The sequence below is a fragment of the Legionella maceachernii genome, from assembly GCF_900167045.1.
Lineage (GTDB): Bacteria > Pseudomonadota > Gammaproteobacteria > Legionellales > Legionellaceae > Tatlockia > Tatlockia maceachernii.
In genome coordinates, this window is sequence record NZ_FUXJ01000013.1 from 46028 (window position 1) to 69200 (window position 23173).

A 23173-nucleotide genomic window follows, 5' to 3' on the forward strand; every position below is an offset into this window, starting at 1 on the left:
AAAATAAAATTAAAAAAATGTACATTAACTCTTGAATCGGGTTTTAAAAAAGTATATTTATATAGCTCTTATTAATCAGCTAGTTACATCGGGTATGGGACAAAAATTAAATAATCTAACCCTCTATATTGTGGATGACGATTATGATGTGTGTAAATCGTTACGCTTTTTATTTGAATCTTTAAATTATAAGGTGGAAACCTACACAAGCTCTCAGGATTTTTTGGAAAATATTTCTAATACTCCTGGTTGTTTAATCACAGATGTTCGCCTGCCTGAAATGAGCGGGCTTGAATTGCTTGATCAACTTAACGCAATGAAAATAAATTTGCCTGTAATTGTTATTACCGGTTATGGCGACATTCCAATGGCTGTAAGAGCTATGAAAGCGGGTGCTGTAGACTTTATTCTAAAGCCTATTAATGAACAATATATTTTAGAAGTAGTCCAAAAAACCATATCTAGTCTTAGAAATAATGAGTTACTTCCCCCCCGTTCTAAGATTAATTTAACTGACCGAGAACAGCAAATTATTAATCTTTTATTAGAAGGAAAACTTAACAAAGAAATCGCTTTTGATTTGGGTATATCCATTTCAACCGTTGAAGCGCATCGAGCAAATATTATGAAAAAAATGAACTCCAAAAATCTGGCGCAGCTGATTAAAACTTATTTACAAGCTCAAATGAGTATGGAATAAAAATTACCAGAGAGTAATTAAGGAATGAATCATGGGAGAAAATACGCTAGTTGACGATGAAATAAAAGAATTGCAGCTAATCATTAATTCACAACAACTTGAGCTAAAAAAAAAATTGAAATCATTCAAGCGCTCAGAGTTGAATTAGAACGACAATCTGAATATAAAGAGCTCTATGATTTCAGCCCATTAATGTATTTAATAATAGATACCTATTATAAAATTGATTCATTGAATTTTAGTGCAGCATCGTTTCTTGGTAGAGAAAGGGTGTTTTTATTAAATAAGTCTTTCCTTAAATTGATTGCCGGTTCATCAAAAGCATTATTTCGAAGGACAATACAATCCCTTTTAAACATGGGTTTTAAGCAGACCTGTGAGATTGAGCTCCTCTTAAAAGGGGGAGAGAGAAAATACATTCAATTAGAATGCACTTTAAACAGAGACAAACGCATCCATTTATGTTTAAGTGATATTACAGACCTTCATCAAAAAAAAGGTACTATTTCTTGTTTGGAGCAAAATTTAAACCTAGCTAATCAAATAATAAAATACACCACGGATGCTGTAGCCGCATTAGACACTAACCTGGTTTTTAAAATAGTAAGCCAACCTTTTTACAAGTTATTTTTTAAGATTTTTACTGCTTATGCTAGACCTGGAAGTCATTTAGAAATTTGTCTTAATAATTTACCGGATAGAAAGCAACAAATGATGAATGCTTGCAACGACGCACTTTCGGGAAAAACCTCCTACACCATCATTGAAAATAATAATTATAATCCTGAGGTGTATTTTTATTATGAAGTCGTAGTGAGTTTTCTAAAAGGTCATGTGGCTTGTGAGAATCTTTTGTTGGTGCATATTAGGGATTTAACAGAGTTCAAGCTAAAAGAAATGACACAGCATATCCAGCAGTCTCAGATTACTCTTTCATGCAGACTTTCTGCTATGGGGGAGATGGTCTCTGCTTTAGCGCATGAAATTTGCCAGCCATTAACGGCCATCAATGCCTTTTCCAAAAGCTGCGCTTATTTATTAAATTCCTCAATTAGTAATGAAGAGAAATACGAAAAATTGAAATTTCCTTTAAACGAAATTTCTATGCAAGCAGAACTTGCTGGTCATATCATTCATAATATGAAAAGCTTAATGCGAGGAGATAAATTAGTAACGGAAACAATTAATATAAATGGTTTAATTGAGGATGCAATTAAAATTTTAAATTATGATTTATCAGACTTTAAAATAAAAATTCAGTTGGCATTAATGAATAATCCTCCTCCCATTGTCGCCAATAAAATTCATTTGATGCAAATCATTTTGAATTTAGCTAGAAATAGCATGGAAGCGTTGCAAACCGTCTCAAAGCCTGATTCTACAATCATCATTAAAAGCCGGAAACTGAGAAACTTTGTTGTCGTTAAGGTCAAGGATAATGGCCCTGGCATACCTCATCAATATAAGAATATTGTCTTAAACTCTTATTTCACCACTAAAACTCAAGGAACTGGCATTGGACTAGGTATTTGTCGCTCATTAATAGAAAGATACGGTGGACATCTTCGATTTATAAAAAATTGCAAAGGTGCAGTTTTTTACTTTATGATGCCTATTGAGCATTATACTCAAAATGGCAATTAGAGCATAAGGTTTAGCAACCGAACCTTTTAAAATTTAAGTCAATATTATGAAAAAAAAAATATATATCCTTGATGATAATCAATCCGTTTGTAATGCCATTTGTTTTTTGTTTGAATCAATGAATTTTAAAACGCAGATCTATCAAGATCCAATACGCTTTTTAGAGGAATATTCAAAAGAGGAAAAAGGATGCTTAATTGTTGACCTTTTTATGCCTTCGCTTAATGGACTTGAACTTATTAAAACACTAAAGCAAAAAAATAGCGCTCTAGACATTATTTTAATCAGTGGGTATGTCTCTGAAGAAACAAAAAAACAGGTAATGAATGAGGGGGCTAAAGTGTTTTTACCCAAGCCGTTAAACATTGAAATTTTATTGGAAGAAGTGTGCAAAATTTTGGATAAATAAGCCTTTGCTTTAACGAAAAAAATTTTAATTTTCCCTTTTACGATATTCAGCGAATCAAAAGTCATCACATCTAATTGAATAGTGCATCTATCTGTAAATGCGTATTTATAAAAATTTATACTAAGGTTTTCCTTTAATTTCCAAGGTAAACATTAATATATTTTAATAACAATATAAGTAATAGTTTAATAAGAATAACTTTCAAGAGAAGGAGAATAAAGCAATGGAAAATCACTCTGAAAATGTAGTAAGAACTGATGATGTGATCGGAAAAGATGTTAAATCATCCAATTTAGAAGATTTAGGAAAAATTGAAGAAATTGGCTTTCCTTGAATTGGGCTAGTTATTTGGGGAAAAGGTAAATAACTAGCCTATTCAAAAAACGGTTATCTGAAAGCAATCAAATACCACGTCAGTTATAAGTTAATGAGCTCGACTTCCTCAGCAAGTGGTCCTTTTTTGCCTTTCAAAGCTTTGAAACGCACGCTTGCCCCTCTAGGCAAACTTTTAAAACCCTCCCCTAGAATTCCTTTAAAGTGCACAAAATAATCGGTGCCGTTACTCTCTATGAATCCAAATCCTTTATCGTCTCTAAACCATTTTACGATCCCACAAATTTTTGTTTCCATATAATCTTCCCTAACTAATATTTGCTTCATCCTAAATTTTCATTTTCTGACATGAGACGGCATGCCTGATAGTAAGAGTAACAAAATTAAAAATTAGCCGCTACTAAGGTTTTCCTGATATTGCCCTAAAGAAAACACTAACCATTTCCTTTTCATTTTATAAGGATTTTTATTTTCACAATCATCTATACTGAAGAAAAAAAACTCACAATTAAGTGAGGAGCTAAAATTTACTAAAGAAAGCCTACAAACCACCATTGAAGAGTTAGGAACTTCCAATGAGGAATTAAAATCCAGCAATGAAGAAATCGAAACGTCGAAAGAAGAATTACAATCCCTCAATGAAGAGCTAACTACAGTTAATGCCGAATTGGAAAGCCGTATCGAACAGCTATCGAGTGCGCGAATGATGATATAAAAAATCTACTCGATAATTCTGAAATAGCCACAATATTTTTAGATAAAGATTATGCATTAAGCGCTTCACTCCTAAAGCGACAGAAATTATTAATTTAATTCTATCGGATGTGGGACGACCAATCTCACACATTGTTTCCAATCTTCAATATGACAATTTATTGCATGATGCGAGAGAAGTGCTGCATACCCTAAAACCTAAATCCACTGAAGTTCAGGATAAAAGCGATCACTGGTGTGTGGTTCGAATCATCCCCTACAGAACTATAAATAATGTAATTGATGGGGTAGTCCTTACCTTTATCAATATTCACTCTCAAAAAATGGCTGAAAATCGTCTTGCTGCCCTTGAAGAGGAGTTGAAAGGGTTAAAAAATACTGAGTACGCGTTACTGAATGCTCTTGATGATTTGGTTGTTATTATCAATAAAGATAAGCAAATCCTTTTTGCCAATGATAAGTTTCTTTCAGTATTTTCATTAGACAGGACGAAAATTATTAATGAGCCCATTTTCAATTTGAAAATTGAATGGCACATAAAAAACCTCGATCATCTCATTGATGAGACTTTAAAAGGAAGTGAGTCGCTGTTAAACCGTGAAGCAGACATTATTCCAAATAGGCCTAATGTGGTGTCCATGAAATACTCTCGGTCAATGGTGCTTATTTATTTCAAAAGCAAATAAATACACAATACGCTTGATAAATACCTTTACGAAACAATGCGGTTAATAAAACCTTCATTGTTTCGTTGCGGTAAGTTAGAAATGAGAAAGCGTCTGACTATTGTACTACTTTAATTTTTTTTTTCTAAAATAAACTTTATGGATTCTTCAAAAAAAATATCAATGCTTTTTATATTAGCCCATTTGCAGTAAGAATAAATTTGTTTGAGTATTTCAGAGTCAATTTGGGCATGGATGGTAATCTTTCTTTTGTTAAAGTTACTTTTAATGAGTGGCATCCTAATCTCCCTTTAGTGATTAATCATCTAATATATAAACTTGGGAGAGCGGGGGATATTAGGGAATACCATAAGAAAACTAAGGTTGCCCTTAGTCATAGGAGAGTGCGCTTTAGCCTATATCAATAGAAATTTATTTCTATTTAGAAATTTTTTGATAAAATAAAAAAAAATCAAGGATTGGATATATTATGGCCCTCCTAAAAGAACAACATAAGCAAAAGAAGGTAAAATTAAATCTTGAAATTGATCAAAAACTATTCTTCATGATAAAGGAATATTGCAAATGGGCAAGTATTGATGATATAGATTATTTCATTGAACAAATCGCTTTATTCGTATTCAAAAAAGATAAAGAATGGAAAAAATTTAAAAGCAAAACATTAAATCACGACAGTGATAAGTAGCTGGACAACTATATTTACTTACTCGCATTCAAATCTTGTTGCTAACGGGTGTCACTCTATTGATATCCATAAATCCTCTAAATGAATTACTGCATAAATTAAAGCAAAATTGGCATTTAAATAACGCATTTATCTTATTAATTTATTAAAAATTTAATATAAAAATGTATTAATTAAATCTCAAATTCCTTCAGCCCAACGGTTAATTCTTTCATCTTGATAGATGTAAGTTAGGAAAAATTCAGCCAAATATACTATGCTTATCCATAAGTAATTTAATCAAGGGAATGGATATGAAAATAAAGGGAATTATATTCGATATGGATGGAGTAGTAACTCAAACAACAGATTTACACTTTAAAGCATGGAAAATAATTCTCGATCAATTTCTACGACAAATAAATGAAACAAACATTGATTTTTCTCATCGAGACTATCTTTTTTATTTTGATGGTGTTTCAAGAGAAAATGGTGTAAAAAATTTTTTTAATGCATATAAGATAGATGAATATAAAATAAGAAATTATTATAATAATTTAACAGATTGTATTAATTCAATTTGCATGAAAAAAAATAATCTTCTGCTTTCAATCATCGCTGAAGATAAAGTTCAGGTTTTTCCTGATTGTATTGAATTTATTAAATATATATCCGATTTAAATTATAAAATTGCGATAATTTCTTCCAGTAAAAATTGTCGAAAAATATTAGAACGTGCTGGAATTATTAATTTATTTCCTGTCTGTGTTGATGGTAAAACAGCGGAGGAAAAAAACATTCCAGGAAAACCAAACCCTGCAATATTTTTGGAAGCAGCCAACCAATTAAATTTGTTACCCGATGAATGCATGGTGGTTGAAGATGCTTTGGCGGGTGTTAGTGCAGCAAAAGAGGGAAGATTTGGTCTTGTCGTAGCACTGGATCGTGAAAATAAACTTTTTACAGAGTTTAGCCAATACAATCCCGATTATATTTTAACGGATTTATCCAAGACGCAAGTAAATCTTTATGAAGTCTTTCTTGAAGGCAAGCCGACAACAATCACTGCATTATACTCATTGCCTATCATTTCTTCGGCGCTTAATCAACAAAGAGAAGTGGTTGTTTTTTTAGATTACGATGGAACCTTAACGCCGATTGTGGATAGACCACAAGATGCTCATTTATCCCCTGAAATGAAAAAATCACTTATCGAGCTCTGTAAAAATTATTTAACCCTTGTTATTAGTGGTCGTCAATTAGAGAATCTAAAAGAAAAAATTGGAGTTGCGGATCTGTATTATGCAGGAAATCATGGGTACGAATTTGATGGCCCTCAACATTTAAGTTTCCCGTTCGAGATGGGTCAAGAGCATCTTGGAGACATTCAATCCTTTTTTGAGAAAATAGACGCGATTTTAAAAGATATCAGAGGTTGTATGATAGAAAATAAAAAATTCACTTTATCTGTTCATTACCGCTTAGTTAACGAAAATCAACATCAATTCATTTCTTCGTCAATCGATTTACTTCTTCAAGATTATCCAAAATTATCGCGACATGAAGGAAAAAAAGTAATAGAAATTCGACCAAAAATTTCCTGGAATAAGGGAATAGCCTCTTTAAATTTTTTAAAATGGATTAAAAAAGATAATGCAAACGTAATCCCAATTTATATTGGAGATGATGTAACTGATGAAGATGCTTTCCAACTCTTCAATTTAAATGGCATTACAATCAAAGTGGGTGCAAACGCTAACACCCACGCACGCTACTTTTTAGAGTCACCAAATCATGTCAAATTTTTTCTCGATCAATTAAATGAACTAAAGGAATAAAAATGAATAATTGGATAATTAGTTACAGAGACTTTAATAGTTCATCGCAAAAATTGAGAGAAACCATTTTTACTCTGGGAAATGGTTATTTTGCAACTCGAGGGGCTCATGAGGATGGGATTGCTCCAATTCATTATCCAGGAACCTATTTAGGCGGTGTCTATAATCGCCTTTCAAGCACTATCTGTAGTAAAAAATTAACGAATGAAGATCTAGTTAATTTGCCTAATTGGTTACCTGTTAATTTTAAAATTGAGGAGGAATGGTTCGATATTACAAAAGTAAAAATACTATCTTACAGAGCGATGCTACATCTAAAAAAGGGATTGATGAAACGCAGTTTAAAATTCATGGATCTTAAAGGAAGAATTTTCATTATTAATTCAATACGTTTTGTAAGTCAACATAATCCTCATTTAGGGGGATTGAGTTATTCGATTATTTCAACTAACTGGGAAGGAAAAATAACACTCCGTTCGTCCCTCTTAGGAAATGTGATTAATAAGGGGGTTGCACGGTATAAAGATTTAAAAAATCATCATCTTGAAGTGCTGCAAAAAGGATCATTTAATGAAGATGGATTATACATGCATGTAAGGACGAATTCCTCACATATTGAAATAGCTGAAGCTGTTCATACTGAATTTCATTCCAAAAATAAAATTAAGCCCCAAAAAACGATTTTAGAAGAAAAAGAAAATATTCATCAAGATTTTTGCATTAATTTAAAAAAACTTGAAAAAGTAAGGATTAATAAAACGGTAAGTATATATACCGCAAAAGATGTTGCTTTATTTGAAACGCTTTATGAGGCAAAAAAAACAATAAAAAGGCACAAAAATTTTATTAAAATTTTAAAAAATCATATATCAGCATGGAAATACCTTTGGTACATCTCTGACATGGAAATTGACACGAGTGGTGATATTCAAAAATTAATAAGGCTACATCTATTTCATAGCCTTCAAACGTTATCGCCTCACAGTACAACTATTGATTATGGTGTTCCTGCGCGAGGCTTGCATGGCGAAGCCTATCGTGGTCATGTATTTTGGGATGAAATTTTTGTTTTACCTTTTTATATTTTTCATTTTCCTGACATTGCCCGGTCGATGTTAATGTACCGCTATCATCGTTTGAGTTCTGCCCGGGAATTAGCTAAAAAAAATGGGTATAAAGGAGCCATGTTTCCTTGGCAAAGCGGAAGTAACGGGGAAGAAGAAACGCAGCAATACCATTTAAACCCTCAATCTTCAAAATGGGGCCCTGATAAAAGCCAGTATCAGAGACATGTCAATTTAGCAATCGCTTATAATATTTGGGCTTATTATGAGGCAACGCAGGACGTTAATTTTCTATGCCATTACGGTGCTGAAATTCTATTTGAAATTGCTAAATTAATTTCAAGTTTGGCATCTCTTGATTATAACCGAGAGCGTTACGAAATTAGAAATGTCATGGGCCCTGATGAATATCATGAAAATTATCCGGACTCCAATAAACCAGGAGTGAATAATAATGCTTATACCAATATTCTAGCCGTTTGGGTTTTAGAAAAGGCGCTCAAGTTAATAGAAATATTAAGCCCTAAGAGAATCCAGTACTATTTTGAAACGCTTGAAATCAGCATGGATGAGATCAATCGCTGGAAAGACATTACTCATAGAATGTACGTCCCGTTTCATAATAAAATTCTTAATCAATTCGAAGGGTACGAAGAACTAAAAGAATTTAATTGGAAATTATATCAAGAAAAATATGGGCGCATTGAACGGCTAGACAGGATTCTAAAAGCAGAAAATAAAAATCCCAGTGAATTTCAAATTGCCAAACAACCTGATACTTTAATGCTTTTTTATCTTTTGAAGGACGCAGAGATTGAGCGAATTTTAAATCAATTATCCTATCCCTATAATTTGAATATCAAAGCAAATACCATTGCTTATTATCTAGCAAGAACCTCCCATGGATCTACTTTAAGTAAAATCACCTTCGCTAGCATTCTTTCTGAATTAGATTCAGAGGCAAGTCAACATTTATTTCACGAGGCTCTCATCAGCGATATTCAGGATACTCAAGGGGGAACTACCGAAGAAGGAATACATCTTGGTGTTATGGTAGGTACCACTTCAATGCTGTTTAAAACTTTTGCTGGTATAACAGTTCAAGAGAATAAATTGAATGTCAATCCTTCTATTCCTTCCTGGGTGAAGCGAGTCAGTTTTAAATTTATTTTCAAGAATAACCTATATCTTATTGAAATATTTAATGATGTCTTTCATTTGAAATTATTGGAAAAAAACAATGAGGAGGCAAATCTATTTTTCAATAATGAATTTATCCAACTTGAGCCGCAAAAAATAGTAAGTTTCTACTGTAATAAGAATAAGGAAATTGAAAAAAAACTAAAGGACAATCTAGGGGTATTTTATGGACATGTTCAGGAAAAAAATATGGAATGAGCTAGAATCCAAAGCTGCGTTTTTTAGGAAAATACACCTTAATGATTTATTTCAATCAAATCCAGCACGATTTGAACAATTGAGTTTTCAGCTGGGAAATTTACTGTTTGATTTTTCAAAGAATTTCCTTACTTTAGATACATTAAGATTATTTGCCAATTTAGGTGAAGTTTATAGTGTTCCCAATCGAATACACGATTTATTTAAAGGTAAACCGCTGTATGGAGAAAAGGTGCTTGGGCTGCATACCGCATTACGTTATCAAGGGAATAAAAAAATTATCATCGATGGTCATGACGTAATGGATGATATTAAATTTGAACTTGAACGCATGAAACTTTTTGTAAACCAAGTAATCGACGGAGATTGGCAAGGATTTTCCAATAAGGCCATTACGGACGTCGTTAATATCGGAATTGGAGGATCTGATCTAGGCCCTTTACTTCTAACCGAAGCCTTAGCCCATTACCGTACTCGTCTCAACATCCATTTTGTATCGAATGGTGATGGTCTCCACGCCAATGAATTAATGAATAAATTAAACCCAGAAACCACCTTATTTATTGTCGTCTCAAAAACGTTCTCTACCCAGGAAACCCTTCTAAATGCCAATAGCTTAATTAAGTGGTTTATTAATAGCACTGGCCGCTCTCCGTTTGAAAATCATGTGGTTGGTGTTTCTGCAAACCTGAGTGCAATGGATGCGTTTGGAATTCCTAAAAAAAATCAATTTCAATTTTGGCATTTCGTTGGGGGACGATATTCGGTTTGGTCGTCGGCAGGATTAGTCTCGGCATTAGCCATAGGATTTACCCATTTTCAGCAATTTTTAAGTGGAGGGAATGAGGCTGATGAACATTTTAAAGAGACTGATTTAATAAAAAATATTCCGTTTATCTTAGCATTAGTCGATTTATTTTATATTGAGTTCTGGCACACGCAGACAAGAGCTATTCTTCCCTATCATAGTTACTTGCAACATCTTCCCGCTTATCTCCAACAATTAAGTATGGAAAGTTTGGGAAAATCCGTTAATAAAGATGCTCAGGAAATAGATTATCTTACGGGTAATATTATATGGGGTGAGCTTGGCTCCAATGGACAGCATGCCTTTTTCCAATTATTGCATCAGGGCAAATTATTTGTTCCTATCGATTTTATTGTTCCCATTTATTTAGAACATCAAGATCTTGCTCACACCCAATATGTCTTGGCCAATGCTCTGGCTCAAGCCCAAGCGTTAATGCAGGGTAAAACAAAAGAAGAAGTGTATCAGGAGATGTGGAATGAAAATTCTTCAGTTGAAGAAATTAATCGTTTGTTGCCCCATCGAGTGTATCCTGGCAACCGCCCGTCGACAATGATTCTTTTAGAAAACCTCTCTCCCAAAGGGTTGGGGGAATTATTAGCCATTTACGAGCACAAGGTGTTCGTACAAAGTGTGATTTGGAATATTAATCCTTTTGATCAGTGGGGAGTGGAATTAGGAAAAGAATTAGCAAAAAAATATTTTAAAAAATTTCAATCCATGAATAATCAAGACGAGTACCCAACAATAAATGATATTAAAAGCCTTTTATCAAAAAGAAATATTCATCCTCATTAAAGCCATTTTCGAGTTTTTGGCTTTAAGTAAAAAACTCGCATTAGTTTGTTTTAAGGTTTTTATTGAACGCAGTCAATGTGTCTGCAAATCCATGGGGCGCCCGTCCATTTCTGCGGCCGCTAGTGTAAACAAACAAATTCGCATCCGAAATTTTAGGGATGTTAAAGGATGTCATTCGATTCCATAAATCATGATCCTCTGCCGTCGTTAATTCTTTCCATCCACCTACACGTTTATAAGCATCAGCCCGAACCCCTAGATTCGCTCCATGAACATGAGGATGGGTGCCATCTGGATTGATTAAATAACTCTCTAAGAATTTTGAAGACACAGTGATTTCATGCTCACAAAATGAATCCACTTTTACAATTCCAGCAATGCCCTGGACATCCGAGTTGGCTACTATGAGCTGATACAAGAGCCAATTTATAGGTACTTCACAGTCAGCATCGGTGTTCGCTAGCCAACACCGATGTAGTGGGCCTTTATAGCGTTGTAAAGCGGCATTAGCAGCCATTTTTCTAGCATGACCAACATTAGGCTCGTTCAGATCTAAGACGAGGCCCTTTGTGCCTAAAAGGGCTCTTCCAAGTCGAATTGTTTGATCAGTAGAGGCATTAACCGCTAAGACAATATCGGCAGTGCAGTAAGGCGGAAGCTCAGCTTTAGCGTTCAAAATTGAATTTAAGCAACGAGCAAGTAGTTCTTCTTCATTGCATGCCGGGATTAAGACTGAAATATGCCAATTATTTTTTATCATTTTTTTTCCATGTAATTAAATAAACTATCCCTAATATAGATTTTTATAGTTTAAAAAAACCTCGAATTGGCGCTCAGCTGGTTTGAGTAATTTTTTCGTTAAAATCGAATTGTTGGCAGGGTATCTCTGTTGCGAGCTATAGCAAGCTATTGCCATTTTTTTTAAATTCAGTGTATTAGCACAAAGTGGATAAATGCTTAAAGGCAAATGACTGATTGCCGAAATTGTGGATCGATGCCACGTCCAAAAAAAATAAAAGATTAGATTTATTTTAAGATAATTTGCAATTTTTACGGCTACTCTGCCAGCCGCTTCATGATCAGAATGAAAATCACCAATCCAGGGAGCTATTAAGTTTGTATGGCTATTAATAAAAGGTAAAAGGGAATGTTCTAACTGATTTTCTGCTAAATGGACGGCGCTATCTTCCAGTTGAAGTCTTATGATGTTGCTTTTAGCAATACCGAGTTTTTGCAGTGCTTTTTCTTGTTCTTTTTGTCGAATTTGCCGAAGCCCTGTCATATCTTTATAAGCGTTTTCTCCATCAGTCACAGCAATAATAATTACGTCTATGTTTTTTTTTCTTAAATCAACAATTAATCCACCAGCGCCTAATGTTTCATCATCAGGATGAGGGGCTAGTATAATAGTTTTAGAATTAGGAGGAATCCAAAGGGGATGATCCTTCAAAAAATTAAGCCATTTTTCTTCTGGAATGATTGGTATCATAATGTGATCTTAATCTTTAAATAAAAGCTATAAAGCCATCTATCTATTTTTAATATAGCAGAATTTATTCAAGGATATTTTTTTAGGAATGATTTTTTTGATAGGGTTTTGATTAATATCCTTTGTTTCTGGAAAAGCAAATAAACAAATAAAAAATCCAATAAACCCAATTATTGACAAGCTAAAAAATCCTATGTGAAATCCATATGTTTTTGTTAAAAATCCTGCTAGCAAATTACTCAAGGAAGAGCCCAAGCCGACACACATCCCAAGCGCACCTAATAAGAAATTAAACCGACCCGTTCCTGCTGCTAAATCGGAAACCATCACCGTAGCTACCACTCCAAATATCCCTGCACTGACTCCATCAATTAATTGAATAAGTACAAGGTATAGCGGATTGTCCACGAAAATAAATAATGTAGCTCGTAGAATCAAAAAAATAAAGGCCAATAAGAAGATAGGTCTTCTGGCCATTTTGCTGATAAAAAAACCTAAAAAATAAGCTATAAAAACCATGACAAATTGCCCGAAAATGATACAAATTCCCATATAGAGTGAATCCATACTCGGGCTAATTTTAGCTAATTTTTGCCCAACTAATATAACTTGGGCTGCATTAGCAAAATGGAAAACAATCATAGCACTATAAAAAATCCATAATGTTTTTGCGCGAAAAAGCGGTATAAACGAAATAGGGGCTATATCCAAAGAATTTTCGGGTAACTCACGGGCGGCTGAATAATTAATTTCTTTAGGGTTAATGAAAGATAGAGGAAGCAATGCCATACTTGCGAATAACATAGTGCCATATATTATCCATGCATGACCATAGTAATGAGACAAAATGCCAATGGTCAATATGGTAATCACCGTTCCTAAATGGATTAGTGATTCGTTTGTACTTACTCGTTTAGGAAATAATTCTCTTCCCACTAATCCTAAAGTGATCGCTCCAATTGAGGGTGGGATTAAGCTGAACGCTACACCTACAAAAGCTTGAGCTAAAAGGACAATAAAAAGGGATTTCTGGTTAAGAATAAGATAGCAACTCAGAAGGATAAGGGAACAAGCCACTGTAATTATCAAACGTTTAGAATGGACAGCATCTACCAGTATCCCACTCGGCATTTGAAAGAATAACCCTACAATTCCAATAGTCGCTAAAGCAATGCCTATTTGGGCTGCATCCCAGCCTAAATAAGCGCTTAAGTAAATGGAAAGAAAAGGCCCAACCCCTCCTTGGACATCCGAGATTAAGAATATCATCACACTTAAAGCAAGTAGGCTTTTTGAGGAAGTGGTCTTCATTTAAAATAATTCATGAAAAATGCGATTAAAAGTAATAGGCCCACCAAAGCAATAACGCCATGCCCAAGTGCTAATATTTTTGGAATTTTTTTTCCAAATATATCCAGTTTTAACATAAATCCACCTCCCAAGGCCGCAACTATAAAAAAAATGAGGCTGAATAAAGGGATGGTGTAAAAAAAAGAATAAAGGATTAAAAGGAGAATTCCTAAAAAAGCAAGGAAACCATGAGTTATAACAACCCCTTTGGGTGTGTTTTTTTCGGCGAAAACATAGCTTAACAAATAAATTCCAAACATCGCTGCGAGTAGGAAAAAAACAATAGCAATCAGTAACATTTAGGCTCTCCAAATCGAATTAGGATGGAATTGATTTGTATTTCAAATTTTTAGTAGCTGGCCCTTCGATTACCTCCCCTGTGGGTTTAAATCGGCTACCATGACATGGGCAATCCCATGTTTGCTCGGCATCATTCCAATGAATCACACATTTCATATGGGTACAAATAGCTGAGACCAGATGCAGATTGTTTGATTTGTCGCGCGACACCCCCCATTTTTCTTTTTTTATCTCTATTACAAGGCTTCTCTCATAAATTTGGCCACTATTTTTTACATACTCTTGGGCCATTGCGCTTACATATTGCAATGGATTAAATCGAGCCTGATTCTCAATAATCGCTGCTTTTTTAAATTTGATGGAGAAGGGAAGGGCAGAGGTCATTGCAATTGCAATGTCCATTTTTTTTAAAATTTCAACCTCTTCTATAAATACTTTATTTTCATTTTTGGAAGTATACCCGTACCATGGTCTTCGATTAAAATGGCAATTAACATTAAATTTTTTGACATTATTTTCGATGTAATCAATAGCGAATTTTCTTGATTGTGCAATATTTTTTTCGAAATAAAGTCGGTTAATTTTGGAAATTGTATGATAATAAGGTTGAACAGGAATATAAAGGTTTTCAGTTGACATTGAAGTTGTTTTTCCACCAATTTCTTGTGCTTCGATTAATGCTACTTTTTTCCCTGATTTTATTAGCTCTATTGCGGCTGTTATTCCAGTTATTCCTCCACCTATAATAGCCAAGTCGACTTCAATTTCATTGTTTTCTAAAGCGTTATATAGTAATTTTTTATAATCAATTTTTTTCCAAATTGATTCTCCTTTCACATCTTTCTCCTTATTTATATCTAAATCTTTTTACTGCATCATTCAATTGAAAATTTGATAATTTTTAAAACATATACCATCTTTAGTATATATTTGAAATGAAAGTAATGTCCATTGATAAAATTATTCTATAATTAAATTTTAATCGAGTTTATTGTTAATGAGATTAATAATAAGAGGAGGAGATGATGATAAAAGGAGATTAGCGTGTAAATTAATAAAAATATTATTCAATAAATACACGATAATTGTTTATTTTTAATTTAAATAAACTCAACATAAGGAGATAGCCATGGGTTATATTATTGCATGGTTATTAGGGGTGCCAGTAAGCATTTTAGTACTAATTTGGCTTATTTCTCATCTTTAAAAGGGACTTATCATGAACATTCAGACTGATACTCATTTTTCATTTTCGAGAATCTGTTGGTCAGCTGTCATTTCAGGGGCTCTGGTTGCTATTGGCTTGGGTTTTTTGTTGCAATTATACAGCATTGCAATTGGGTTAAGTGCTTATAATTTTTCATCGACCGGAGCAGCAACAGTAGCAATAGGTGGACTTCTCGGTCTACTTATTGGAGTCATAGCATCCATGGGAGTAGCCGGTTTTGTTTCTGGGTATTTAGGCCGCTTTTTTTATTCGAATCATCAGGGAGGAGTTATTTATGGTTTTTTAACATGGTCTTTGGCACTTTTATTAAGTGCAATTATGGTGCTTCCTCTGGTTCATTATACGGCTTTTTATAATAAATTTCTCACTCCAACTGTGTCATTCACCAGCTCTCAAGACAGTACTACTTCAGATCAAGGAATGATTAATTTAAATCAAAATAATGCTCCAGGCGTTGCTAATCCTGAAGTAAAAATTTCCCCTAATACTTTAGCAGGGAGTTCTTGGATGGTATTTTTATTGTTTTTTGTAGGGGCTATTTCTTCATGTATTGGAGGGAGCTTAGGGGTAAGATGCAAAAAAGAAGTAGAGGAAACTTCGGCATATCCCAATAGAGAATCAAAACGAATTTAATCCCATCCCTGATTAAACCGAATTTTCTGACAGCAGCCCATAAGATAACTCTTTTGGGCTGCTTTTATTGTTTTTGTCATTGAATTCAGATTTATGGCAAAATGCATAAACACGGGCAATCTATTCTAAGGGGTCGAAATACTCTCTTTTATTCTTTAATATCTCTAAGATACAAGCGGAATCCCATTTGCTTACATTAAACGAATGATTCAAGTACTGGATAAAATATGACTACTGCCCTTGTTTGGTTCCGACAAGATTTGCGATTATCCGATAATCCTGCATTTTTTGAAGCCTGCACTCAGCATAAGCGCATTATTCCTCTCTATATTTTAGATGTAAAAAACAGTGTGCTTGGACAAGCACAGGCATGGTGGCTTCATCACAGTCTTAATGCTTTAAAAGATTCACTTAATGTGAAGTTAGGGCTAAAACTCGTTTTGTGCAAAGGCAATCCCTTAGAAGTTATTTTAGAATTAGTTAAAACGTTCTCTATCGATGCTCTTTACTGGAACCGTTGTTACGAACCTCTAACCATTGCACGCGATAAGAAAATTAAGAGTTCCATGCAAGCGCTTGGACTGGAAGTACTCAGTTTTAATGGGAGTTTATTGCATGAACCGTGGACAATTAAGAATAAAAATGGCGATTATTTTAAAGTCTTTACGCCCTATTGGAACGCTTGCAAGCAAACTCTTTTTTCGCCACCGGCAAAAGAAATCATCGCTCGGCCTATCGGGGTAGATGTATTTAGTGATGAACTCCATGAATGGGGGCTTTTACCGAGCTTGTCGTGGGCTTCCTCTTTCCATACTTTCTGGACTCCTGGCGAGGAGGGGGCACAAAAGAGACTAAACCATTTTATTGCTCATGATCTTAATGACTATAAGGTTAATCGTAACTTCCCTATAAAACAGGCTACCTCACGGTTATCTCCTCATTTGCACTATGGTGAAATAAGCCCTTGGACTATTTTAAGGGCTGTTGAATTAGCAAAGTGCGATCCCGACTGTGATTTAGCCTCTGCAGATCATTTTTTATCAGAGTTGGGCTGGAGAGAATTTTCTTATTATCTTCTTTATCATGTGCCGACGCTGCCTCATAAGAATTTTAAAAAGGAATTTGATGCTTTTCCTTGGCATAATGACAAACAATTATTAACCTCTTGGCAAAAAGGAATGACGGGGTATCCCATCATTGATGCAGGAATGAGAGAGCTATGGGGTTCTGGCTATATGCATAATCGAGTACGCATGATTGCTGCATCCTTTCTTACTAAGGGATTGTTTATCGATTGGCGCCTGGGAGCGGATTGGTTTTTGGATACCTTAGTGGATGCGGATTTAGCCAATAATAGCGCGAGTTGGCAATGGGTTGCAGGGTGTGGTGCTGATGCTGCACCTTATTTTCGTATTTTCAATCCAGTGTTACAAGGCCAAAAATTTGATCCGGATGGCGCTTATATTCGTCGTTGGGTTCCAGAATTATCTTCTTTAAACAATGAGGATATCCATGCGCCTTGGACAGCGACTGATTCGGCGAAGATTTATGATCAAACCCATTATCCTCGACCTATTGTCAATCACATTGAATCTCGTGCCATAGCGTTGAGTTATTATAATCAATTAAAAACAAAGAGAACGCTATGAAGCCTTGCTTTTTAATTTTTGGCTTTGGCTACACAGCCAAAGCGCTTGCACCAAAACTGATCTCACAAGGGTTTACAGTCATAGGGACAAAACGTTCCTTACGGGAAGAAGAGTCTAACGGCTTTCAAGGCGTTCAATTAGTGCCTTTTAATTCCCCGAGCATGGAAACTTATATAGCCGAGGCGAGCCATATTTTAATTTCTATCCCTCCGACAAGCCCCCTGGGTGACTCAGTCTTCATAAAATACGGTGATTTAATCCGAAAACAGGCTCGCCACCTTCAATGGTTAGGCTATCTTTCTTCTACCGGCGTCTATGGCGATCATCAGGGAGGATGGGTTAATGAAAAAACCGAGTGTACACCTCATACGCCAGCGGCTATTATGCGTTTAAAGGCAGAGGAACATTGGCTTTCATTTGCAAAAATAAATCAATTGCCTCTTCATGTCTTTAGATTATCCGGTATATACGGACCAGGCCGGAATGCGATTGAGCGCCTGCAAAAAGGTAAAAAGCACACGCTCTTTAAAGAGGGGCAGGTATTTTGCCGTATTCATGTAGACGATATAGCCTCTACTCTTCTTGCATCAATGAATGCTATTAATCCCCTCTCTATTTACAATGTATCAGACGATGAGCCAGCGCCAGCGCATGTTGTAGAGCAGTATGCGGCTTCTTTGCTCCATCGTGAGCCTCCACCTTTAGTGCCCATTTCGGAAGCTTCAATGTCCCCCATGGAGCAGGAGTTTTATGATAATAACCGCCGCGTTTCTAATTTAAAAATAAAAAAAGAGCTTCATGCCAGTTTAAAATATCCAACCTATCGCGAGGGTCTAACCCAGATTTGGAGAGACGGTTATCTGCCTCGACAGAATAACTGAATTGATTCTTTGGATTGCAGGGTAAAATCATCCTTCACCGGCGTCGTCCTGAACTGAAACTGGTATTGTCGTCCCGAACAAAGTGAGGGATCCCCCTGATTAAACCCCGGAAATGATCTACCAAAGATCCGTCACTTCGCTCAGGATGACGATCATTTACGCAACATATCGGTAGCGGAGGATATTAAAAAATGAATGACTAAGGTTTTATAGATTTCGTTAAAATAGTATTTAAATCTTTATGCGCTTCCCCCAATTTTTTTTGTGAATTTGTTTCAGTAAAAAATCCAATACGTTGTGTTAATTTATAGTGGGCATAATGAGCAATTCCAATACTAAGTCCTGCAATGAAGTTAACTATCCCTGCAAAAGTTAAACGCAACACTTTGGAAAATGCGGTACGATCTTTACCAAGAATATCTTGGCAATACTTATCCTTAGCCATATCGAGATGCTTATTCAGTTGATTCAAATCAACGGGTTTTGGATTTTTTAGGCTATAAAACGTTTTTAATGCATCAGAACATTGTTTGAGGTAAACAGGCCGGTGTGCTGCCGCCATTTGGAATTTTTGTGGGGCGCTTTTTAAATTACTAAGAATGTTATCAGTTGCTTGATGTATGTGCAAAAGCGCTTTACAAAAGTTATCGTTATCCAATAGGGGAAGAAACTCTTGGAAGTCCTCGTAAAGTTCACCTAAAGCGCATAGCGCAGAGGTATTTTCTGCAGTTAATGTGTTTTGCTTATCAATAATTATTTGCGCAATTTTCTCTTTTACTACGCTATTAATTTGTTGTTCAGTTAATGGAAAATGATTAGCTAAAATAACGCTCAAGGCCGCTTGAGATTCATCATGTGCCAATAACTCAAGCAAGCCATCCAGCCTAATCGATACTCCAGTTTTTTGAAGTTTTTGGATTAATGGGATGCAGGTTTCGAGTTTTTCAGTTCGATTGAGGAAATCATTTAATTTCTTCGGTTTTTCAATTAACGAGTAAACTAATCGCTTATCAAGGATATCCGCAAGTAAACTGACTGCCTGAGTCAGTTTAGGATTCGCTTTTAAATGACTTAAAAGAAAGGGTTTTATTTCTACATTACGTCTATTCAAGGCATCGATTGCGCTTGAAAGATGCCCATCGGGTGTCGCAGTGGTTCCAAGTACAGTCGCTAATTTTTCGGGTGATTCAATGACTAATTTTATCTGAGCCAAACTAATAGGTTCTAGTAGTGTGATAGCCCTACAAATATTGGAGTTTGCTCTTAGATGGCTTAAAATCCCAGGACCAATCGGTATATTGCTAAGATGAAGGCGATGAAGTGCAGCCAGAAACAGCTTATTGTTTTCGGGTTGTTCTTTATGTGAAATTTGTTTGCCAAGGTTGCGCAAAAAACGATACGCTTCAACAAAATTAACTCTACTTTCTAAAAGAGTACAGTGGGTTAATAAATTGTTAAGGGCGGAAAATAGGTTTAAAGGATTCTTTGTCAATAAATCCGATCGATTTGCCAAGAGGTTGCTAATCATTGCAAGTGTAATAATTTGCTCTTCAATCGACAGTTCCTCTTGTGCATTTCCATTTTCAAGCAACATGTTTAATTGTTGCTCTTGGTCAAAGTTATCACACAGATAGAGTTGTGCAGTTTTAATCAGACAATCGATATTATCCGACGCATTGGCGCATATTCTCAGTTGATCAACGACATCCGATACCGTTGTGGTGTAATGGCCGAAGCTACTGCGTGGTTCAACAATGCCTTTGATTTGTTGTTCTTTCCTTGAATTGAGAGTCGAAGTTGCAAAATAAAACTCATTTTCATCAGTTAACATGTCGGTATGAGACATTACTGTGCTAGAAGCTAAGCTAGTTTCTCTTAAAATGTTGCGTAAAATAGCCCCATTGGTAAAATGCTGCCCTTTGATTTCTTCTAAAGTCTCACCACACTCACTACTAATCAAAGCGCCTACACGCATATCGAGATGAGAGTTGAAATCAACCTGAGCTTTCTGTTGCATTCCTTCAATGAATTGTTCAGCGAAACTATTTTTTGAACATAGACCAAATAGCCGCCCATGTTGAGCTTGATCGGTATGGAGTAGACCAAATTTTTGATGACTTTCAATCAACAATATCGATAATTTTCCCTCCCTAACTAACTCTTTTGCTTCGTCGCTTAGCTTAAGGTTTTTATAGAGGGTTGTAGTGGTATCTAAAATTAAAGTTGCCGGTTTTGTTCGCTTTTTGTCGATGATATTTCGTTTAATAAAGCGATTAATATCAACCCCTGGATTTATTCCGCCTGGATTTACAATAGGTCCTGTTGAAAAGGTAAATATATCCGCTTCATCTGATGAAGTGCTATTGGAAATTATTCCTTCAAATTCAAAGTAATGACAGGGCGAAATGAGTTTAATACGAGGCTCCTGTCCTGATGTCGTCCTCATTTGCTTAGCAATTTCTGTGGCAATAAAAAAGGCATTAGTTCCTGATAGGGCTGGAGATGCAATAAAGGTCGAACGACTCAAATCGGATGGAGTAAGTCCTAAACTTTTACATAATGTACTTTTAGACTCAGCTAAAAAATTGTCAAACGATTTTTGGAGAAATGGCTTATCGGTGATGGTAGACAAGCCAACACTGATTTCATGGACGATGGCATAAACACAAAATGCATATTGTGAATAATTGTATCTGTAAAATGTGTTGGCGATATCAAGAATGAGAGCAATACGCTGAATTGCTTCCGCATCTAGGGGGGGTAAATTAACGAGCATCTTACGCAAACAAACTGCCAGTTTCTTGTTAGGGTATTTTTTGTTGCTTGCAGTGACTCCCAATTCCGCCCAAATGGGGCTTTCCAAAAGCTGCTCTTTAGTACAGGGTAAACTGGGATCTAAGGTGAGCTTGGGTTTTGAGGAGTCAAAAGAGTGGGAGTGCTCCTGATTGCCTAATTTTATATTTTGAGCAATTTCCCAAGGCGTAGCGATAACCCCATGATTCATTATTTTATGCGCAATAGAAATCTTGGATTTGGGAATGACAACGAGACTAATCGTGTGGTGATCATCTTCTATTATTTCTAAATGGCCATAAGGCTTTAGGTATTCTCTGGTAGCAACAAGTTGAAGTTTGCTAATAGGAAGATAGATACAATCTGGGTTTTCAGCTTTATTTATTTTAAATTCTTTGAGAAGCAAATCAAATATTAAGCCTTCAGAGTCATGCAGATCACCGCGATGGTAATAGGCATTTGAACTAACTCTAGTGTAAATAAAAGGATTTTCGCTTCGCTCAGCCGAGCCTTCACGAAATTCAGCTTCATGACGGCCAAACATTATTGCTGATAGCAGTTTTTTTTCATCCCGAGGATCGATAAGCGAAAGATAAGCAAAATAGGGACTATCGATTATTACTTCTCGAATTTTATGTTTTCGCCAAGTGCGTTGGATTATTTTGGCAGCCTTCGTTTGCTGTTCTTCATGATGATTGCTGCCCGATTCAATTTCCTGAGGTCTAGTGCGAGTTTTTTTTGCGTTTAACTGTAATGTTTTTTTTTGGATATATCCTCGCAAAGCACTTAATCGTTTGTTTTGGGCGATTAAATTTTTCATTTTCCATCTTTTAAGGAGGACCCTACTAACAATTATACGCAATGAACATTATCTTAAAATTAAGAATAGGGTATTGCTGCAAGGACAACGGCTTACAGGGGTGCTGAAGTCTTAATCAATCCTTTTTACCTATCAATAAATAGCCCCTAAAATTAACAATAATTTGACCATTGTGTTCATTTAATATTTCCTTAATAAATTCCTTGTAGGATATCGCTTTTTTCTTCAAGACATCAATTAAATGAAGTTATACCATTCACTTTCCGAAGCTATTGCGGCATTTCAACGAAAATCGAGAGAGGTACTTGCTATTATCTCTTTTAATGGACAAGCCTATTTTGTTTTCCGCAGTAATCCTAATGCGCAGATATCCACCATTATGCAAGCCCACGCAAAGATGGCAATTGGGAATGAATTGCGGCATTGTGATACAAAGAAGGTGGATGTTGTTCGCAAGCAAAAACTTTATAATTTCATGATGAATAGTGGTGTTTCACAACAATTTCCGCAAAATGCTCAACACGCTGAAGAAAATCTGATTCGTAATTTCCCTAACATTTTAAAAAAATTCAAAGCCGAATTTCCAAATCAAAAAATAAACACGATTGAAATTTTTTTAACACACTCGCCTTGCTCAAGTAAGGGAAAAAAGAAGTACAGCGCTCAATGCCATATTAATAACTTCTTTCTACCCCCTGGCTGTGACAAAAAGTTGGCTGCATTTTTCAAAAAAGAAAATTACAAGTCCATCGATAAACAATTATTTGATAAAAAAGTGAAACTTAGAATACATTACAATCACCAATTTGATCCCTCAATAGAGTACAATAATCACTTCATCAGGGAGGCTGATCCTATTCTTAAAACGGTTCTATGTGATGGATTGGATAGTAGGGTAAAGCATTAACCAAAATACCTAATGCCCTTCCAATTAACTCAGTCATTTAAATCCATTGCGCCTTCGCTTCCTCAGG

Annotated in this window: 19 protein-coding genes; 12 read left to right on the forward strand and 7 right to left on the reverse strand. The window is 35.4% G+C overall.

Translation table 11 applies throughout. The features are described 5' to 3' along the window. The first annotated feature begins 94 nt into the window (after nucleotides 1-94). The 3 genes from B5D33_RS11595 to B5D33_RS11605 all read left to right on the forward strand — a co-directional run bounded on the left by B5D33_RS11595 (nucleotide 95) and on the right by B5D33_RS11605 (nucleotide 2753). Nucleotides 95-700: a response regulator transcription factor gene (locus tag B5D33_RS11595; RefSeq protein WP_058453178.1), complete on the forward strand. Its 606-nt coding sequence runs from the start codon at nucleotides 95-97 to the stop codon at nucleotides 698-700. 231 nt (nucleotides 701-931) lie between these two features. After that, nucleotides 932-2344, forward strand: coding sequence for a PAS domain-containing sensor histidine kinase (locus tag B5D33_RS11600; protein WP_160158651.1), 1413 nt, complete (start codon nucleotides 932-934; stop codon nucleotides 2342-2344). Between the two features lie 46 nt (nucleotides 2345-2390). Beyond that, nucleotides 2391-2753, forward strand: a complete 363-nt coding sequence (locus tag B5D33_RS11605) for a response regulator transcription factor (RefSeq protein ID WP_058453137.1) — start codon at nucleotides 2391-2393, stop codon at nucleotides 2751-2753. 417 nt (nucleotides 2754-3170) lie between these two features. Here the strand turns inward: B5D33_RS11605 and B5D33_RS11610 are convergent, their stop codons facing one another. After that, complete coding sequence (locus B5D33_RS11610) at nucleotides 3171-3383, reverse strand: cold-shock protein (protein ID WP_058453179.1); 213 nt, start codon at nucleotides 3381-3383, stop codon at nucleotides 3171-3173. 527 nt (nucleotides 3384-3910) lie between these two features. Between B5D33_RS11610 and B5D33_RS16855 the strand changes: the two genes are divergently transcribed. From B5D33_RS16855 to pgi, 5 genes are all read left to right on the forward strand, one after another. After that, complete coding sequence (locus tag B5D33_RS16855) at nucleotides 3911-4486, forward strand: PAS domain-containing protein (protein ID WP_058453138.1); 576 nt, start codon at nucleotides 3911-3913, stop codon at nucleotides 4484-4486. Nucleotides 4487-4955: 469 nt separating this feature from the next. Next, nucleotides 4956-5171, forward strand: a complete 216-nt coding sequence (locus B5D33_RS11620) for a hypothetical protein (protein ID WP_058453139.1) — start codon at nucleotides 4956-4958, stop codon at nucleotides 5169-5171. A 293-nt stretch (nucleotides 5172-5464) separates the two neighbouring features. Further along, complete coding sequence (gene otsB / locus B5D33_RS11625; protein WP_058453140.1) at nucleotides 5465-6988, forward strand: trehalose-phosphatase; 1524 nt, start codon at nucleotides 5465-5467, stop codon at nucleotides 6986-6988. A gap of 2 nt (nucleotides 6989-6990) precedes the next feature. Then, nucleotides 6991-9450 carry a glycoside hydrolase family 65 protein gene (locus B5D33_RS11630; RefSeq protein ID WP_058453141.1) on the forward strand — a complete coding sequence of 820 codons (2460 nt, stop codon included), beginning with the start codon at nucleotides 6991-6993 and terminating at the stop codon, nucleotides 9448-9450. Continuing rightward, nucleotides 9419-11056 carry a glucose-6-phosphate isomerase gene (gene pgi, locus B5D33_RS11635; RefSeq protein ID WP_058453142.1) on the forward strand — a complete coding sequence of 546 codons (1638 nt, stop codon included), beginning with the start codon at nucleotides 9419-9421 and terminating at the stop codon, nucleotides 11054-11056. Before B5D33_RS11630 ends, pgi begins: the two co-directional genes overlap by 32 nt. 40 nt (nucleotides 11057-11096) lie before the next feature. On the opposite strand, the gene B5D33_RS11640 is transcribed toward pgi, so the two are convergent. Genes B5D33_RS11640 through B5D33_RS11660 form a run of 5 tightly spaced genes read right to left on the reverse strand, consistent with a single transcriptional unit; the run spans nucleotide 11097 to nucleotide 15032 of the window. Beyond that, nucleotides 11097-11816 carry a glycosyltransferase family 2 protein gene (locus B5D33_RS11640; RefSeq protein WP_058453143.1) on the reverse strand — a complete coding sequence of 240 codons (720 nt, stop codon included), beginning with the start codon at nucleotides 11814-11816 and terminating at the stop codon, nucleotides 11097-11099. A gap of 30 nt (nucleotides 11817-11846) precedes the next feature. Further along, nucleotides 11847-12545: a PIG-L deacetylase family protein gene (locus B5D33_RS11645; protein WP_058453144.1), complete on the reverse strand. Its 699-nt coding sequence runs from the start codon at nucleotides 12543-12545 to the stop codon at nucleotides 11847-11849. A gap of 39 nt (nucleotides 12546-12584) precedes the next feature. Beyond that, complete coding sequence (locus B5D33_RS11650) at nucleotides 12585-13856, reverse strand: MFS transporter (RefSeq protein ID WP_058453145.1); 1272 nt, start codon at nucleotides 13854-13856, stop codon at nucleotides 12585-12587. Beyond that, the gene (locus B5D33_RS11655; RefSeq protein WP_058453146.1) at nucleotides 13853-14194 is read right to left on the reverse strand and encodes a hypothetical protein; all 342 of its coding nucleotides are present in this window, start codon (nucleotides 14192-14194) and stop codon (nucleotides 13853-13855) included. Before B5D33_RS11655 ends, B5D33_RS11650 begins: the two co-directional genes overlap by 4 nt. Before the next feature lie 19 nt (nucleotides 14195-14213). Further along, entirely contained in the window at nucleotides 14214-15032 is an 819-nt protein-coding gene (locus B5D33_RS11660) for an FAD-dependent oxidoreductase (protein ID WP_058453147.1), read from the reverse strand. A 382-nt stretch (nucleotides 15033-15414) separates the two neighbouring features. On the opposite strand from B5D33_RS11660, the gene B5D33_RS11665 reads away from it, so the two are divergent. The 3 genes from B5D33_RS11665 (at nucleotide 15415) to B5D33_RS11675 (ending at nucleotide 18586) form a co-directional block, all read left to right on the forward strand. Beyond that, the gene (locus B5D33_RS11665; protein ID WP_058453148.1) at nucleotides 15415-16056 is read left to right on the forward strand and encodes a hypothetical protein; all 642 of its coding nucleotides are present in this window, start codon (nucleotides 15415-15417) and stop codon (nucleotides 16054-16056) included. A gap of 227 nt (nucleotides 16057-16283) precedes the next feature. Further along, nucleotides 16284-17705 (forward strand): cryptochrome/photolyase family protein, encoded by a 1422-nt coding sequence (locus B5D33_RS11670; protein WP_058453149.1) that lies wholly within the window; start codon nucleotides 16284-16286, stop codon nucleotides 17703-17705. Then, nucleotides 17702-18586: an SDR family oxidoreductase gene (locus tag B5D33_RS11675; protein WP_058453150.1), complete on the forward strand. Its 885-nt coding sequence runs from the start codon at nucleotides 17702-17704 to the stop codon at nucleotides 18584-18586. The genes B5D33_RS11670 and B5D33_RS11675 overlap by 4 nt, the downstream gene beginning before the upstream one ends. 199 nt (nucleotides 18587-18785) lie before the next feature. Here B5D33_RS11675 and B5D33_RS11680 read toward each other — a convergent pair whose 3' ends face one another. Next, on the reverse strand, nucleotides 18786-22199 hold the full coding sequence (locus tag B5D33_RS11680; RefSeq protein WP_058453151.1) for a hypothetical protein: 3414 nt from the start codon (nucleotides 22197-22199) through the stop codon (nucleotides 18786-18788). 241 nt (nucleotides 22200-22440) lie between these two features. On the opposite strand from B5D33_RS11680, the gene B5D33_RS11685 reads away from it, so the two are divergent. After that, nucleotides 22441-23106: a hypothetical protein gene (locus B5D33_RS11685; RefSeq protein ID WP_058453152.1), complete on the forward strand. Its 666-nt coding sequence runs from the start codon at nucleotides 22441-22443 to the stop codon at nucleotides 23104-23106. The last annotated feature ends 67 nt before the right edge of the window (nucleotides 23107-23173 follow it).

Coding starts and splice junctions, on each gene's coding strand:
- B5D33_RS11595 (WP_058453178.1), top strand. CDS start 95: ATGGGACAAAAATTAAATAATCTAACCCTCTATATTGTGGATGACGAT.
- B5D33_RS11605 (WP_058453137.1), top strand. CDS start 2,391: ATGAAAAAAAAAATATATATCCTTGATGATAATCAATCCGTTTGTAAT.
- B5D33_RS11610 (WP_058453179.1), bottom strand. CDS start 3,383: ATGGAAACAAAAATTTGTGGGATCGTAAAATGGTTTAGAGACGATAAA.
- B5D33_RS11620 (WP_058453139.1), top strand. CDS start 4,956: ATGGCCCTCCTAAAAGAACAACATAAGCAAAAGAAGGTAAAATTAAAT.
- otsB (WP_058453140.1), top strand. CDS start 5,465: ATGAAAATAAAGGGAATTATATTCGATATGGATGGAGTAGTAACTCAA.
- B5D33_RS11630 (WP_058453141.1), top strand. CDS start 6,991: ATGAATAATTGGATAATTAGTTACAGAGACTTTAATAGTTCATCGCAA.
- pgi (WP_058453142.1), top strand. CDS start 9,419: ATGGACATGTTCAGGAAAAAAATATGGAATGAGCTAGAATCCAAAGCT.
- B5D33_RS11640 (WP_058453143.1), bottom strand. CDS start 11,816: ATGATAAAAAATAATTGGCATATTTCAGTCTTAATCCCGGCATGCAAT.
- B5D33_RS11645 (WP_058453144.1), bottom strand. CDS start 12,545: ATGATACCAATCATTCCAGAAGAAAAATGGCTTAATTTTTTGAAGGAT.
- B5D33_RS11650 (WP_058453145.1), bottom strand. CDS start 13,856: ATGAAGACCACTTCCTCAAAAAGCCTACTTGCTTTAAGTGTGATGATA.
- B5D33_RS11655 (WP_058453146.1), bottom strand. CDS start 14,194: ATGTTACTGATTGCTATTGTTTTTTTCCTACTCGCAGCGATGTTTGGA.
- B5D33_RS11665 (WP_058453148.1), top strand. CDS start 15,415: ATGAACATTCAGACTGATACTCATTTTTCATTTTCGAGAATCTGTTGG.
- B5D33_RS11670 (WP_058453149.1), top strand. CDS start 16,284: ATGACTACTGCCCTTGTTTGGTTCCGACAAGATTTGCGATTATCCGAT.
- B5D33_RS11675 (WP_058453150.1), top strand. CDS start 17,702: ATGAAGCCTTGCTTTTTAATTTTTGGCTTTGGCTACACAGCCAAAGCG.
- B5D33_RS11680 (WP_058453151.1), bottom strand. CDS start 22,199: ATGAAAAATTTAATCGCCCAAAACAAACGATTAAGTGCTTTGCGAGGA.
- B5D33_RS11685 (WP_058453152.1), top strand. CDS start 22,441: ATGAAGTTATACCATTCACTTTCCGAAGCTATTGCGGCATTTCAACGA.